16 protein-coding genes, 1 tRNA gene and 2 pseudogenes are annotated in these 15,152 nt (G+C 43.4%); 12 read left to right on the top strand and 7 right to left on the bottom strand.

The window, feature by feature from the left end; translation table 11 throughout:
• The first annotated feature begins 29 nt into the window (after window positions 1-29).
• Window positions 30-103, top strand: a tRNA-Pro gene (locus tag QUA53_RS06730).
• A 78-nt stretch (window positions 104-181) separates the two neighbouring features.
• Here the strand turns inward: QUA53_RS06730 and QUA53_RS06725 are convergent.
• From QUA53_RS06725 to QUA53_RS06710, 5 genes and pseudogenes are all read right to left on the bottom strand, one after another.
• Window positions 182-436: a flagellar alpha dynein gene (locus QUA53_RS06725; RefSeq protein ID WP_333095799.1), complete on the bottom strand. Its 255-nt coding sequence runs from the start codon at window positions 434-436 to the stop codon at window positions 182-184.
• Window positions 430-666: a hypothetical protein gene (locus QUA53_RS06720; protein WP_333095798.1), complete on the bottom strand. Its 237-nt coding sequence runs from the start codon at window positions 664-666 to the stop codon at window positions 430-432. The genes QUA53_RS06725 and QUA53_RS06720 overlap by 7 nt, the downstream gene beginning before the upstream one ends.
• Window positions 663-977 (bottom strand): transposase, encoded by a 315-nt coding sequence (locus QUA53_RS06715; RefSeq protein ID WP_333095797.1) that lies wholly within the window; start codon window positions 975-977, stop codon window positions 663-665. The genes QUA53_RS06720 and QUA53_RS06715 overlap by 4 nt, the downstream gene beginning before the upstream one ends.
• 65 nt (window positions 978-1,042) lie before the next feature.
• Window positions 1,043-1,285: a transposase gene (locus QUA53_RS29140; protein WP_445304923.1), complete on the bottom strand. Its 243-nt coding sequence runs from the start codon at window positions 1,283-1,285 to the stop codon at window positions 1,043-1,045.
• An 87-nt stretch (window positions 1,286-1,372) separates the two neighbouring features.
• Window positions 1,373-2,035: pseudogene (locus QUA53_RS06710) on the bottom strand (ISAs1 family transposase); the annotation flags it as partial.
• 431 nt (window positions 2,036-2,466) lie between these two features.
• On the opposite strand from QUA53_RS06710, the gene QUA53_RS06705 reads away from it, so the two are divergent.
• The 3 genes from QUA53_RS06705 (at window position 2,467) to QUA53_RS06695 (ending at window position 5,089) form a co-directional block, all read left to right on the top strand.
• Entirely contained in the window at window positions 2,467-3,630 is a 1,164-nt protein-coding gene (locus tag QUA53_RS06705) for a baeRF3 domain-containing protein (RefSeq protein WP_333095796.1), read from the top strand.
• A gap of 18 nt (window positions 3,631-3,648) precedes the next feature.
• The gene (locus QUA53_RS06700) at window positions 3,649-4,341 is read left to right on the top strand and encodes an SRPBCC family protein (RefSeq protein ID WP_333095795.1); all 693 of its coding nucleotides are present in this window, start codon (window positions 3,649-3,651) and stop codon (window positions 4,339-4,341) included.
• Window positions 4,342-4,714: 373 nt separating this feature from the next.
• Window positions 4,715-5,089, top strand: coding sequence for a signal peptidase I (locus QUA53_RS06695; protein ID WP_333095794.1), 375 nt, complete (start codon window positions 4,715-4,717; stop codon window positions 5,087-5,089).
• Here the strand turns inward: QUA53_RS06695 and galK are convergent.
• Window positions 5,079-6,158 (bottom strand): galactokinase, encoded by a 1,080-nt coding sequence (gene galK, locus QUA53_RS06690; protein ID WP_333095793.1) that lies wholly within the window; start codon window positions 6,156-6,158, stop codon window positions 5,079-5,081. The two genes, QUA53_RS06695 and galK, sit on opposite strands and share 11 nt — an antisense overlap.
• Before the next feature lie 277 nt (window positions 6,159-6,435).
• Between galK and rsmA the strand changes: the two genes are divergently transcribed.
• Complete coding sequence (rsmA, locus tag QUA53_RS06685; RefSeq protein ID WP_333095792.1) at window positions 6,436-7,254, top strand: 16S rRNA (adenine(1518)-N(6)/adenine(1519)-N(6))-dimethyltransferase RsmA; 819 nt, start codon at window positions 6,436-6,438, stop codon at window positions 7,252-7,254.
• Between the two features lie 121 nt (window positions 7,255-7,375).
• On the opposite strand, the gene QUA53_RS06680 is transcribed toward rsmA, so the two are convergent.
• Window positions 7,376-8,902 carry an ATP-binding protein gene (locus QUA53_RS06680; protein ID WP_333095791.1) on the bottom strand — a complete coding sequence of 509 codons (1,527 nt, stop codon included), beginning with the start codon at window positions 8,900-8,902 and terminating at the stop codon, window positions 7,376-7,378.
• Window positions 8,903-8,992: 90 nt separating this feature from the next.
• Here QUA53_RS06680 and ispE point away from each other — a divergent pair, with 90 nt between their 5' ends.
• The 7 genes and pseudogenes from ispE to QUA53_RS06645 all read left to right on the top strand — a co-directional run bounded on the left by ispE (window position 8,993) and on the right by QUA53_RS06645 (window position 15,054).
• Complete coding sequence (ispE, locus tag QUA53_RS06675) at window positions 8,993-9,970, top strand: 4-(cytidine 5'-diphospho)-2-C-methyl-D-erythritol kinase (RefSeq protein ID WP_333095790.1); 978 nt, start codon at window positions 8,993-8,995, stop codon at window positions 9,968-9,970.
• A gap of 183 nt (window positions 9,971-10,153) precedes the next feature.
• Window positions 10,154-10,507, top strand: a complete 354-nt coding sequence (locus tag QUA53_RS06670) for a DUF3082 domain-containing protein (protein ID WP_333039267.1) — start codon at window positions 10,154-10,156, stop codon at window positions 10,505-10,507.
• A 75-nt stretch (window positions 10,508-10,582) separates the two neighbouring features.
• A complete protein-coding gene (locus QUA53_RS06665; protein WP_333095789.1) occupies window positions 10,583-11,200 on the top strand; it encodes a DUF488 domain-containing protein in 618 nt (205 codons plus the stop codon).
• Between the two features lie 289 nt (window positions 11,201-11,489).
• The gene (locus tag QUA53_RS06660) at window positions 11,490-12,233 is read left to right on the top strand and encodes a hypothetical protein (RefSeq protein WP_333095788.1); all 744 of its coding nucleotides are present in this window, start codon (window positions 11,490-11,492) and stop codon (window positions 12,231-12,233) included.
• Between the two features lie 1,243 nt (window positions 12,234-13,476).
• Window positions 13,477-14,209: pseudogene (locus QUA53_RS29135) on the top strand (IS1 family transposase).
• A gap of 83 nt (window positions 14,210-14,292) precedes the next feature.
• Window positions 14,293-14,892, top strand: a complete 600-nt coding sequence (locus QUA53_RS06650; protein ID WP_333095786.1) for a class I SAM-dependent methyltransferase — start codon at window positions 14,293-14,295, stop codon at window positions 14,890-14,892.
• A gap of 21 nt (window positions 14,893-14,913) precedes the next feature.
• Window positions 14,914-15,054 (top strand): hypothetical protein, encoded by a 141-nt coding sequence (locus QUA53_RS06645; protein ID WP_333095785.1) that lies wholly within the window; start codon window positions 14,914-14,916, stop codon window positions 15,052-15,054.
• The last annotated feature ends 98 nt before the right edge of the window (window positions 15,055-15,152 follow it).

Raw genomic sequence — 15,152 nt, 5'->3', positions numbered from 1 at the left:
TGATAAGCTAAAAATATAGTGACTAATTTCGGGATGTAGCGCAGCTTGGTAGCGCACCTCGTTCGGGACGAGGGGGTCGCAGGTTCAAATCCTGTCATCCCGATTGACTTTAACTCTTTACATGTAACGGATTTCAGATTTATTACTCTCTAGGATATTCCATTTTCTGCTCATCCTTAGCTCAGTCCGACTCTTCTAAGTAGCTGAGTAGCCCCAAAACTGCTTCCATGTCCGCCAAGTCTGCCCTTGACTTTTTGCGCCGCGCTTTTAACTGATCGAGCATATCGGTCGGCTCTGCAGATTCTGCAACGGTCGGAGCTGAGTTTTTATTTTGTTCCCGTGAGCGCCGTGCTTCCTTGAGTTCTGCCTCAAACATCTGCACCTTCAGTCCTAAGTCGCCGTTGCCAGAGTATAGAACCCATTTGACATCTAACAAGAGGGTGCAAGCCTTCTAATCATCAACCTAATAAAACAAAGGTTGAGCTTGGCAGTCGCCGCTGTCAAACTTCTCTCAAAGTTCTTCACCAAAATTTTACATTTTTCCATCCAAGCATTTGACCGTTCAATGACCCACCTTGCTTTAACTGGGACAAATCCTGATTTCCCTTGAGCTTTTTTTTCAGCTTTTGATGGCTTTTCTGAAAGTTCAAACTTGATTTTTGTCATAATTTCTGGAGATTTTTTTTTAACTCTTTTGTGAGATATTCGGGATGATAGCCATTGTCTAGTAAGAGTGTAATTTTCGGAATATTTAGAGGTTTGGACTTAAAATAATCGAGATTTAAAGTCAACATTTCAATCAAACCAGCATCATCTGATACACTAGCTTTTGTACAGTGGGTAAACAATGGAAACCCAAGTGTATCAACGGCTAGGTGTCTTTTAATACCATTTGTAGATTTGTAGAAACAAAAGCCTTTTGACTCAATACTAGCATTACAAGTATTTTTTACGGCTTGTGAGTCTATCATCATCATCAATCTAGTCCATTTGGCTTTTTTTTTACCTGCTCACGCACTTGCTCATGTAATACCATCATCAGCTATTCTATTACTCCCTGTGAGCGCCACTGCTTGTAATGCCAATATACAGTAGAATAGGGGGGCAAGTCCTTCGGTAAGTCTTGCCAATTGCAGCCATTTTTTAGTTGGTAGAAGATGCCATCTAAGATTTCTCTTTTTGTCCAGTTACATGGTCTAGTTCGGTTATTTTTGGGCAATATCTCATGTAGTATTGGTTCAATTGTTTCCCATTCTGAATCCGTTAGACTGCTATAATAAGGCATGGCTGCTACTGGATAATGCTTTTACGGTCACGTTACAACAAGACCGTAAAAGATGTCAAATGGGTTGTATATGTAAAGTAAATCCTAAAATCTTTGGGTAATTGCTTTTTTAAACAACTCTTGTACTCTGGTATACAGGGATGGCTGGTTCTTTTTTAAGGTGATTACATAATCTCTTTTTTTTGACAATTGACTTCACAATTGACCTCTGGCAGCCGATACAATCAATCGGGACAATGCTTCCCTTTAATTACAAAACTTTTATTAAAACATAAATTGCTGTGATTCAATGTAGACTTTTTATAAAATTTAAATTTGCCTAAAACTAATTTTTGACTGGCCGCCCCAGCACCGATAAGATGAATTGCTTTTTTATCTTTTCCCATAGTAAGTATGGCGAAGAGTTTTGCCATCAATGGCGATTACCTCTCCTGGATTGAAGTAACTAATAGATTGAATCCAACTCAAAAAATATTTCTGAAATTACTCGGGTTTAAGACGAGAAAACACTCGCACACTTGTGTCATCATGTCAAGGTATGCCATTCGGTACTTCTAAAAATTTATTTAACCATTCGTATTTATAGCGACCGTAACTTTCGATATCCATCCATGTATCAGCAGCGCCAATCACGACACAAATTTAGATGGTGATAATATCAATTAATTCATAGCATATTGTCCGTTCAAGTTTTGGATCTTCTCAGTTAAAAAAAAGGTCGGTCATGGTAATTTTAGGCTTGAGCTTCAGAAAAACGAACTCTAATTAAATGTTTTGTACGTACTAAATAATTATTTGCTAATATACCGTATCCTGTTAACATAAAATTTAGATGCGTTCGCCCGGAGCCGATCGAGAGGAGCTAGCAGTAAGGTATAGGCAATAAATGTTGCCCAGATCAACCTCAGAAACAGTTGTGTTTTCATTATATATAACGATTAGTTAAACCAGACTCAACTAAATTATCGTAAAGTAGCAGATGAGTTAGCGCCGTCTATCTTAGGTGATAAGCAGTTCGATTGGAACAGCGGCTGCAAACCCTGTTTTAGTTCGGGGATGAAAGGCTCTACAGCAGGCGATCATTACTTTAGGCAGACGCAGGAGCCGCGCCAGGGGAGATACATTTTAAAAAATCGGTTGTTTTCATTACACCACCCTTTATTAGAAAAGGAGTTTCAGCGGTGAACTTAATATCTGTAGAGGAACTCAAAGCGCTGGTACAACAATCTCCTGGATTGTGCGTCTCTATTTATATGCCAGTAGCTCAAGGAACAGAAATTCAACAAAATCCGATTCGGTTCAAAAATTTAATCAGAGAGGCTGAAGACAAAATAGTAGAGTACGGATTTGACAAAAAAGAAGCTGCTCAATTGCTAGAGCCAGTCAGAGCAGAAATTGACCAGGAAAACTTTTGGGAAAATCAAAGCAACCTGCTGGCGATTTTTGTCGGTTCGGGATTTTTCCGCTACTATACCTGTCCGGTTAATTTTGATGAATTAGTGGTTGTGAGTGACAATTTTCACGTCAAACCGCTGATGCCTATGCTGACAGGAAATAATTTATTTTATGTTTTAGCTCTCAGTCAGAAGGAAGTGAGGCTGATTGAGTGTACGGCTTACAGTGCTCGGGAAGTTGAAGTTGAAAACTTGCCGAGAAGCCTTGATGACGCTCTGCAATATGACCCGACAGCTAAAGAGGGTCAGTTTCGGATTGCTACTTCAAAAGGAGGCACTAATAATTCTTTTCAGCATCCGGGAAGTTTTCACGGTCAAGGAAGTCCAGATCGAGATGAGCGCCAGCACGAAATATTGCAGTATTTCCACATAATCGATGCGGTCCTGCACGAATATTTGCGCAATAAAAAAGCTCCTTTAGTGTTAGCGGGAGTTGAATATTTGCTCCCGCTTTACCGAGAAGCCAATAGCTACCCGCATTTAGTTGAAGAAGGAATTACAGGCAATCAGAAACTTCTCAAGCCGGAAGAGTTGCGGGCAGAAGCTTTGCCACTGGTAGAACCTTTGTTTTTGCAGGCTCAGTCGGAGGCGATCGCACAATACCGCGATCTCATAGGAAGCGATAAAATTTCTGCTGATTTGAAAGAAGCTGTTTCGGCTGCTTATTTTGGACGGGTCGATCGACTGTTTGTTGCTCTTGGCGTCCAGCAGTGGGGTAGTTTTAATCCCGAGACGAACTCGGTGCAAATCCACCCCGAGGCAGAATTGGGCGACGAAGATTTGTTGAATGCCGCAGCAATTCAAAATATTCTCAACGGCGGAACAGTTTACGCCGTGCCACCAGAAAAAGTGCCGGAGGAGGCACCTGTAGCTGCTATTTTTCGCTATTAATTTACCAGGTTTAAACCAATGGAATCTACTTCAATGACAAATTCCGACAAACAAAACCAAAGTAGCAGCGGCGATACCGAACGCTGGGCATCTTTAATTGGCGGCGGCGCGCTGGTGCTTTTTGGTTTGTCGCAGCGTTCTTTGCGAGGTGCTTTGCTGGCAGTTGCGGGCGGCAGTTTAGCAGCCCGCGGGCTGGGGGTTGTGGAGGGTTTGCAGTCTGCTGCCGATCCGAATCAAAGCATTAAAGTTGAAAAGACGGTGACGATCGACAAACCGGCTGATGAATTGTACCGTTTGTGGCGCAATTTTGAAAATTTGCCTCGGTTTATGAAGCATCTCAAACACGTTACGGTAATAGATGAAAAACGTTCTCACTGGATTGCCAGCGCGCCGATCGGCAATAGTGTGGAATGGGATGCAGAGATTGTCCGCGAAGAAGAAAATCGCTTAATTGCTTGGGCGTCTGTGGAAGGAGCTGATGTTGACAATTCAGGCTTTGTGCGCTTTCAACCGGCACCTGCGGGACGCGGTACTGAGGTAAAAGTTGTCATCGAATACAACCCTCCGGGCGGTGCAATTGGTGCTGGCGCTGCTAAACTATTTGGCGAAGCTCCAGAACAGCAAATTGCAGATGATTTGCGCCGCTTTAAGCAGTTGATGGAAACTGGGGAAATAGCGACTACGGAAGGTCAACCTTCGGGCCGCAAGTAAGTATAGCATTTTTGGTGGTAAGCCCTTGTAGGGACACGGCGAGTGTAGGGACTTAGGCCAAGCCCATAGGTGTTCAACTTAAGCTTTTTGTCCACCAGTCCTCCCGCCCACCCGTTAGTCCGCCAGGGAATGAATTCCCTGTCTCATAGCTAAAGTCCTCTCAAAGAGGACTGAAAAACTCATTAGTCGTCTTCAGACGACTTTAGCTTTGAGGCAGGGGTTTCAACCCCTGTCGGACTATCGGTTGTACGTTAAGTTGACACCTATGGACTCTTGGAGTGTCCCTACTACACGAGCGATCGAGCGGGAGGTTGTTGAGTACAAAACGTAGAGTTTGTGCTCTCAAGCTATTTGTTGTTTACCTGATTAGCTGATGTCCTCAGAAGTGGTTTTTGGAAATGCGGGCGCTGAAGGTGCAAGTCGCGGGGGGTGGTTTGCGGGTCACTTTATGACGCCTGAAGATGACCCGCGATCGACTTCTGTTTTAGAAGTAAAATGGGGCACTCACCCTGCCGGAGATTGTAGGACTCAGTGGGCGGTAAATGCGGCAGCCACGACGCTTTCTATCCTAGTAAAAGGGCGGTTTCGCCTGCAATTTCCCGAGCAAGAAATCTTGCTGTCTCGCGAAGGAGATTATGCTCTCTGGCTGCCGGGAGTGCCTCATTATTGGTCTGCCGAGGAGGATTCGGTAATCGTGACTGTGCGGTGGCCTTCCCTACCGGGAGATAGTTCTGGAGTTAAGAAGTAACTGTAATTTCGGGAACCAAAACGCGGCCGCTATAACCTGCGCGATGGTAGCGATCGATCGCCTCGGATGCGATCGCACCCGCTTTCCCACTCTCCACCAAAGCTACGCAAGCACCGCCAAAACCTCCGCCCGTCAGCCTTGCGCCGTAGACTCCCGGAATTGACTGCAAGATGGCCGCTAGCGTGTCTACTGCCGGCACCGAAACTTCGTAGTCGTCGCGCTGACTGGCATGGGAAGCATTCATTAACTCGCCAAAACGTTTTGCTGGCAAAGATTTTACCGCTTCGAGTACGCGGTTGTTTTCAGTAACCACGTGCCGCGCTCGTCTTCTGAGGGCTTCCGGCAATACTTCGACAGCTTGGGGGTCGGCGATATCCCTAAGAGCTTTAACTCCCAATATCCGCGCGGATTCCTCACACTCGGCGCGCCGCTGGTTGTAGCCGCTTCCTGCTGCGAGTTGGTGACTTTCGCCACTGTCAATTATTAAAATTTCTGTGTTTGTGGGAAAAGGTATCGGGCGGCATTCGAGGCTGCGGGTGTCGATCAATAGCATGGTGTTGGTGTCTGCTAAACTCGACGCCATTTGATCCATGATGCCACAGTTCAAGCCGGCATACCGGATTTCGACTTGCTGTCCGATTTGAGCTAGCCGCACGTCGTCTATGGGGAGGTTCAGCAGCGCGCGCAGTCCTCTGAGGGTTGCTATTTCTAAAGCGGCGCTACTGGACAAACCGGCTCCGATCGGTACAGTCGAGGTAATGTAGAGATTTATTGGCGGTATTTTGTATCCTTCTTTTTCTAAAAGTCTCAGGCAACCACAGATATAAGTAACAAATTTTTGCGGTATGGTATCGTCGTCTGAATAATTTATGAGTTCATCATATTCTGCTGAATAAAAATGGTGTCGCTCGTCACTGCTGAAGCCGATTTGTACTGTGGTGCGCTGGGGAATCGCAGTTGGAAGTACAAATCCATCGTTGTAGTCTGTGTGTTCGCCCAGCAGGTTTACTCTGCCGGGGGCGCTGGCTGTGGTTTTGGGTAATGTACCAAATACTCGTTGGAATTTCATTTTTTAGGAAGTGGTAATTGGTTGTTGGTTATTTGTTATTGCTTATTTGTTATTGGTTATTTGGAAAAACAGCTATCCCTGTCTCCGTGACTTACGTGTTGTGCTGTTGGTAATTGGGAAGAAATAAATTTATTTTTTATCGTTTGTCCTTATTATAGTGCCCAAGTTTTTTGGTTAATTCAACCCCTGTTAACAAAAATAAACATCACCGTAGGTTGGGAAAAGTTAGTGAGCTGTGATAGAATGACAGGCTAAGATTTCTCCAAAAATTTACAAAATGCGATCGACCCGACCCCGAAAACAGTTTGCTCAACATTGGCTCAAAAGCGAGAAAGCCTTAGATAAGATTGTGAAAGCGGCTTCTTTGGATCGCGATCGTGTCCTGGAAATTGGGCCGGGTACGGGGATTTTGACTCGACGCTTGCTGCCTGCGGCTGAGTCTGTTGTTGCTGTGGAGATCGATCGAGATTTGTGTCTCAAACTAGCCAAACAACTCGGCAAAACCGACAATTTTTTACTGCTGCAAGGCGACTTTTTGGAAATGGACTTAGAAGCTGAACTAACGGCATTTCCAAAATTCCAAAATCCGAATAAAGTTGTTGCCAATATTCCTTATAATATCACCGGCCCGATTCTGCAAAAACTGCTGGGAACGATATCTGTTCCTGCTGCTAAACCCTTCGATGCGATCGTGCTCTTAGTGCAGAAAGAAGTGGCCCAAAGGCTATACGCTAAACCGGGTTCGACAGCTTTTGGCGCTTTGTCAGTGCGGGTGCAGTATTTAGCAGAATGCGAGTTAATTTGCGATGTTCCCTCTAAAGACTTTTTTCCGCCGCCAAAAGTCGATTCCGCCGTGGTGCGGCTGCTTCCCAGACAGATAGAAACTGCGGCGGTTAATCCGCGCTATTTGGAAAATTTAGTGAAGTTGGGTTTTGGTAGCAAGCGCAAAATGCTGCGAAATAATTTAAAAGGGACTGTGGACTTAGATAAACTTGTTCAAGTGCTAGAAGAGTTACAGATAAATCCTCAATCTCGCGCTGAAGATTTAAGCGTGGAGCAATGGGTAAAGCTGAGCAATATTATGTGCGATGTTTGAAGTTCAGGATTGTGTTAGATACCAGAATTTTTAAATACTTCGGATATCGGTTTTTTTAAAAACCGATTTTTAGGTGTAAATACTAACAGTTGAAGTTATATTTTCTGGCATTATCAAAGGTTTATTGCAGGCAAATCGGAATATTTATAATAAATTCTGCACCTTTCCCCGGTGCAGAAATACAGTGCAATTCGCCTTTATGTCTTACTGTGATAATTTGATAGCTAATCGATAAACCTAATCCCGTGCCTTTACCTACTGGTTTAGTGGTAAAAAATGGATTAAATAACTGGTTTCTCACCGATTCTGTTATTTCGGGTCCGTTGTTGCTAATTCTGATTTCTACCACTTCAGTGTCTAAAAGTTTGGTAGAGATTTGGATGAGGTAGGGATGAGCTTCATTGGCTGCAATCGACTCGCTGTGGATGCCATCTTCTAAAGCATCAATAGCATTAGCCAGGATATTCATAAACACTTGATTTAGCTGTCCCGGGTAGCACTCTATTCGGGGTAAATTGCCATATTCTTTGATAACTTGAATATTCGCCCAACCTGGCTTAGCATTCAATCTGCTTTGCAAAATCATCAGTGTGCTGTCAATTCCTTCATGAATGTCGGCTAATTTCATTTCTGCTTCGTCATGGCGAGAAAAAATTCGCAGCGATTTGACAATACCAAAAATTCGCTCAGCGCCGTTTTTCATAGAAATTAATATTTTTGGCAGGTCAGAGATGATAAAGTCTAAATCTATAGACTCGATTTTTTCTTGAACTATCGGTATGGGATTCGGATACTGCTCTTGATAGAGATTCACCAGTTCTAGCAAACTATTGGCATACTGGCGGGTGTGAGTAATATTCCCGTAAATAAAGTTAATCGGATTGTTGATTTCATGAGCAACCCCAGCGACTAATTGTCCTAAAGATGACATTTTTTCGCTGTGAATTAGGTTGGATTGAGCCTGCTTCAATTCAGACAATGCTTGTTCGAGCTGTTGAGTTTGAGACTTTAACTCTGCGGTGCGTTCTTCAACTCGGATTTCTAATTCTTCTTTAGCTTTTTTTAGTGCAGCTTCGGCTAATTGGCGCTCGACAATTTCCGATGCGAGGAGTCGGTTTGCCAATTCTAAATGTTGAGTTTGAGACTTTAATGCTGCAGTGCGTTCCTCAACTCGAATTTCTAATTCTTCTTTGGCTTTTTTTAGTGCAGCTTCGGCTAATTGGCGCTCGACAATTTCAGCTTCTAGGAGTCGGTTGGCGGATTCTAACTGTGCGGGGCTGGGAAGTGCTAGGGCTTGAGGCATTAAGTCTACCAAAAGTATGGCTGTAGCAAATGAAATAACGGCAGTAATTGCTTTCATTGTTCCTGAAAGCCAATAGGTAGGATGCCAAAGCGTCCAGAGTTCAAATATGTGAGTCATGCCACAGGCGACGATAAAGGCTCCAAACAGGGCAAAGATCCAGTCAAAGGGCAAATCTTCCCGTTTGGAAATAAAATAAACCAATGTAATCGGGATGGAAAAATACGCGAGTGCAATGATAGAATCTGAGGCAAGGTGAAGCCAGACTAACGGGGTATGCCAGAGATAGCAGTGGCCGTGAGGAATAAATGGCCCGGAAGTAAAAAAAGTTTTCCACATTTCCTGCATAATATTTCCTTTGAGTTGTGAGAAAATGGACTCGGACTGGTGTCAATTAATTTCAACCAGGGGTTTCTTTCACCTGCGGCTTAATCACCTATGCGTTCATATTCTCTGTTAGCTTCAGCAAAAATCAATCTGTATTTGGAAATCATAGGCGATCGCCCCGACGGATATCACGAACTGGCGATGGTACTTCAAAGCATAGATTTAGCCGATAGAATTGACTTGCGTGCGATTGGTACGGATACGATTCGCGTGCGCTGCGATCACCCGCAAGTCCCTCCTGATAAGAATAACCTGGCCTACCGGGCGGCGGATTTGTTGGCGAAGCAATTCCCCGATGCTTTGGCGAAATACGGCGGTGTCGAGATTGCCATTCACAAGCAGATTCCAGTGGCGGCGGGGCTTGCCGGCGGTTCGGCAAATGCGGCTGCGGTTTTAGTCGGGATGGATTTGCTGTGGCAATTGGGACTTACTCAGTCGGAGTTGCAAGAGTTGGGGGGAACTTTGGGTTCGGATGTGCCTTTTTGCATTACTGGAGGTACGGCTTTGGCAACTGGTCGTGGGGATAAACTGTCGCCATTGCCTGATTTGGCTGGCTTTTCTGTGGTGTTGGCGAAGTACCGCAATCTCAGCATTTCTACGGCATGGGCGTATCAAACTTATCGCCAGCAGTTCAGTAGTTCCTATTGTGCAGCGGAAGATTTGGAGTGCCGCCGGGAACGGCTACATTCGGGGCCGATGGTGGGGGCGATCGCCCAAAAAGATCGATCGAAAATTGGTCAATTGCTGCACAACGATTTAGAAAAAGTTGCTTTACCTGTGTACCCGCAGGTGTTGCAGTTGCGGCAGGCTTTTGAGTCGGCGGGGGCTTTGGGAACGATGATGTCCGGTTCTGGACCGACGGTGTTTGCGCTGGCGGAGTCTTCAGAGCAGGCTCAGCAGGTTTTGGAACGGGTTAAAAGTGCGATCGCTTCTCCAGATTTGGATTTTTGGGTAGCACAGTTTAGCAATACTGGGATTCGGATTTTTTCGGAGGGAAACGAGACGAAACAGCCGATTTCGAGGGTGTAACTCGAAGAGGGTGCGATCGCGATCGGCCGTTAAACCTGTCTAACAGCCGAGGGTCAAGATGAATCTAACTTTTCGCAGAGTCTATTGCGATCGAAGAACTGATAATATGTCATGCAACACCGATTTTAGTTTTGGTAAATTAACCAGAAATCTAAAATCTAAAATCTAAAATCTAAAATCGCCATGACTGATTTAACTAATCCAAATTCTACTTCTAAACCTCTGAGTTCGGCTGGAGATGCAACCTCTGCATCTTCCACGCCGCCGACGATTTTGCGGTGCGTGATGGGTTCGCTGATAGCGGGCGGGTTTGCGGCGGCTTTGTACGCGCTAACTTTGTCGATCGTCCAAACTTTTGCAAATTCGCCCATTCATTCTGACAATGTGACTGCGATTAATATTGGCGCGGCTGTGCGAACTTTAGTAATGGGAATTGTCGCTTTGGGTGCGGGTGTTTTTGCTTTTGCATCTTTGGGTTTGATGCTGCTGGCTGTGCAACTTGTAATTCAAAAGTTGCTAAAAAAACCCACAGCTTGAAGTCTACAAATTACAAGAATTTGGCTGCACAAACTTTCATCTGCAAAACAAAGACTGCATACTAAGATCGAAGCAATGGAATTATTTACGATCGGACACTCCAATCTGAGTATTGAAGCGTTTGTTTTGCTACTGCAACAACACGGAATTACGGCGGTTGCGGACGTGCGATCGCATCCGTTTAGCCGGTATTTACCTCATTTTAATAAATCCGAAATTAATTCTTCACTGTCAAGTGTCGGCATTCAATATGTTTTTTTAGGCAAAGAGTTAGGCGCGAGACCGGAGGATTTAAGCTGTTACGATTCTAGCGGTAAAGCGTTATACGATCGCATAGCAGCAACTCCTTTATTTTCCGCAGGACTTCAGCGCTTGCTCAAAGGTGCAGCCAATTATAAAATCAGTTTAATGTGTGCGGAAAAAGACCCGATCACTTGTCACCGCACTATTTTAGTTTGCCACAAGTTGAAAGATTTTAACTTGCAGATTAATCATATTCTGTCAGATGGCAATTTAGAATCACAGCAGCATTTAGAAGAAAGACTTTTGAGCAAGTTTAACAAAGGAAAAAAAAATAATGAGCCAATTCAGCTAAGCTTGTTTGAATTAGAGCCTGATATTAAAACTGAAAGGGTGGATTTAGAAACAGCTTATTATCTTCACGGATGGGAAATCGCTTATGTCAGCAAATAAAGCAATTAATTAATTAATCAAATATGTTCCTGTTGGCGGATTTTGCTAACCCCAAATATTTAAATACCTCCCCGCAAAACCTAATTTTGTATGGGCGGAATACGCCACTTACTGCTAGAAGTAACGCGTCAAACGATTTTTTGCGTCCTGAACAACTCTTGACATCGCATCCATTTATAAACTAAGGTACAGCCCTCCGCGCCCACCCTATTTTTATAAATTTTCTTCGACTTTTAACGTTGTTCGTGCTATAATTCTGCGGGACTGTAGCAGAAAGGGGTGCTTTTTGATGAAAGCAGAATTTTATTTTGACTGTCACAAATATATTTGCAGTTTAGTTCAAGTAGATTTTGTCAAAGAATTAAAAATAAAAAATCATCAAGGTTTTGTTTTGGCTGTTAAGCAAGGAGAAAAGATTGGGCTTTTGGGAAAAAGCCGCCATAATGCTAAAAAAGTTGATGTATCTAAGCCGCATTTTTATAATGTAATTAAAGCGGCTATGAGCGCTTTGGAATTAGAAACTAAAAATGAGGTGATATTAGAGAGAAATCGAACTATTGCTGATGCAGAAGAAATGATTCAGCAGCAAAACCGAGAAATTCGCGTTCTCAACGAACAGATTAGAATGCTTGGAACTAAGGTTGAGGAATTGTCAAGGGAAAAGCAGCAGTTATCCATGCAGTTAATAGAAAAGGAAACCAGAGAAACAGAAATTAGTCAAGAAATTGATAACTTTCCTGCTATCGAGGAAGATTTACCGGCGGCGCAAATTGAGCAGGGGATGGGAGAAACTGAAATTAGTCAAGAAATTGCACAATTCCCGATTCAAACTTTGGGTTTGGACGTGCAGTTAATAAAAACTCTACCGGATTATGAAGGAATTGATGAAAAGGAAAAAATGACCGAAAGCGATGTTAAAAGTGTCAATTTAGAATCTTTAGAATTTAGAGAAGAAGTAGAATTTCCGGAAGGCGAAACAGAAATTAAGCGACTGTCTAAAAAAGGTTCCCAGAGAAGGATGAGAAAGAAATAATGATGATATATTTTTTCTAGAGTGTGACGCGCTAGTTATAGCAAAAGTGTGCGCCATATACACGCTCAATATAGAGTTTATGCGTATCTATTGTGCATCTTCTATTCCTCACTATTTGACAAAGTTTCTCTAATTATTGTCCGCAATCAACTGACGGTTGCTCTTGCTCCGATCGCCCTGCTTTGTTCAATAAATCCAGGTACTTCTGCGATCGGCAAAAATAGAAAAGCTAAACTTTGAGCAGCACGATCGTATTTTATCTCTACAAGCTGATATAGTTATAAGGTTTGCCCCCGCTATCTTCAAAGTTAGGCAACGCCAAGGGAAGAATAGATTGTGAACCTATTTATAGAATAATTTGTGTAGTCAGACTCTATAACGAAATCCGGCGGCTGGTCTGTTTATAACTCAGTATTTTTGCTTCTGACTAAAGCTTAAGTCGGTATGTAGAAACAGGTATCTAGTTCGATTTTTAGAAGCTGATTTTTACTGGATGAAATTAGGGTATAGACGAGGAAGATAGGCAATAATGTAAAGTTTGGTGAGAAGATGCAAAACTTGTGCTATTTCCCACATTTTTTCCCGAAAGATGTCCTGGAGTCCAAAAATAGGATACAACCCACATTCCGCAGATATGACTCCAGATTACTAATATTTTGGAAAAAACTCATATAGAAAATTTTGGCTTAGCTGGATTTTGGGTATTAAATGTGGTTTTTGTGAATATTATTGTAGAACTAAAAAAATAAAAATCCGTAAAATTTTGCTACGATTATACACATCTCGCTCAATCTTTTGAATCAATAAAATACCTCAAAAAAAATAAGCGACTTAGATCGGGATGGGATGATGAGTATTTGACTAATATTCTCGCTGCTTCAGCCAATGAAATTCTCACAATTTACTTGTTGCTGACTACTATACAACTTGTAAACAGTGGTTGTCAGCTTTTTATTATATAAAACTAGGCAGCTAGTAACAACCACCATTAATCAGTTAGCCCTTTCTCTAAAACATCCTTGACCAGAGCTTCTAATAATGGTGAATTTATCTCAAAAAATAGTCACCGATGGTGAACAGTCTTCCATAATAAAATGCGTTACCATGTGCACCTTCCTCTGCCAAATAGGCAATCAAAATCCCCAATTTCCCACGGGCAGCCAGAAATTGAAAGATTGAAAAATTTGGTAGTGTTCAAGATGTAATGATATAGGAGTAAAGTTTATTTCCTTGTCGTCTCCTCATCTCTGCCTGTCCAACCTGTGCCTTTTCCCGAAGTGTCAAAAATGGCCGCATCCACAACGGTAAACATCGATTTAAGTGTCATGATTTTGGGAGGCAATTTGCCCTTGCATCTTCAGAAAAAGGTGATCGATCGAGCAATCCGGCAATTGATTGACCACTTGTTGGGGGAACGCATTTTCCTGGCGGGCATTGCCCGTGCGGTGCAGGTGTTTGAGCAATGGCTACTTTCCCGAAGTCAATGAGAAATATGCTCTTAGTGTCACACCAAGTCCCAGCGACAGCCAAAAAAAAGGGAGGTTAAGGATCAGCGTGTGATAAGTTGTGGTATGAGTGTGAACAATAAAGGAAACAATTAGTGGGTCTGGTTAGTTCGTGATGCAGATACCCGTGAAATTGTCTGTGTTTATATTGACGCACGGCATGAAGCGGCAGCAAGGGCAATTGTGGCATTCATTGCCTCCGGTTTACCGCCAGTGTGCGGTTGCTAGACTGATTTCTAGGCAGCATATGGGCAGTGGTACGCCCGCAATTCACATCAGGCGGTGGGGAAAGAGAGTGGTAAGAAAAGTTACATTGAGCGGTTTAACAACACGTTACTGCAGCGTGTTTCTCGCTTGATGAGAAACACCTTGTCATTTTCAAAGTCGTTAGACCATCATATCGGTGCTATTTGGTATTTCATCCATCATGACAGTGCATCATTACTTGTTTACCACTACCGAAAGCGTTAGGGGCCTTGGTGTAGTCTGTGCGTAGCGTGGAGAAAGATTTTAATTGTCCTGAAAATCTCGATCGACACTTATGAGGTCACTCTATGGAGCCAAATGATACATCGGCACGCTACGACCGAATTGCCCAATGGTGGCAAACCGAGCATCAAGATTCAACCTACGGGATTGCCCAATTAGAAAGGGCGATCAAATTTACTTCTAAGCAGCACGCAGCACTTGATGTCGGGTGTGGAAGCAGCGGACGTTTTATCAACAGCTTATCCAAGCATGGATTTCAGCCTGAAGGACTTGATATTTCTAGGGAAATGATCGATTTAGCCCAGCGGCTACATCCAGAAATCACGTTTTACCGGGAAGACATTTGTGATTGGCTGCCGCCGAAACTCTACAGCCTGATAGCAGCCTGGGATAGCACGTTTCATCTGCCAATCAACCAGCAAGCGCCTGTGATACAAAAGCTATGCGATGCGCTTGAACCCAATGGAGTCATCCTGTTCACTTGTGGCGGGGGACATACAAGCAGCGAGGTTTCGGGAGCATTTCAAGGTCAAGATTTTGATTACAGCACTTTGGGTGTAGATACTTTTGTGCAAATTCTGGTTGAGCATCATTGCACCTGTCGCCATCTCGAATATGACCAGTATCCAGAAAATCATGTTTATATCATTGCCCAAAAGACCTAATTTATCATTCGCACCATTAAAGTGTGGGATGTCGCAACTGGTGGCTGTATTAGGACGTTGATGGGCGATCGGCTGTATGAAGGCATGAATATTCGAGGGGCAACGGGATTGACGATCGCTCAAAAATCGACGACATTGAAAGCGTTAGGGGCGTTGGTGTAACGTGTGTCGAGATTAGGGCGATCGCGTTAACTCAGCGCTTAACTTGCGGATCTTGAGCGGTGAAATTTGGTAAGATTTTGCACACTGAGTTCATGCCG

Origin of the sequence: Microcoleus sp. Pol12B3 (assembly GCF_036701355.1) — a bacterium.
Classification (GTDB): Bacteria; Cyanobacteriota; Cyanobacteriia; order Cyanobacteriales; family Microcoleaceae; genus Microcoleus.
This window is presented reverse-complemented; position numbering and strand designations above follow the sequence as displayed.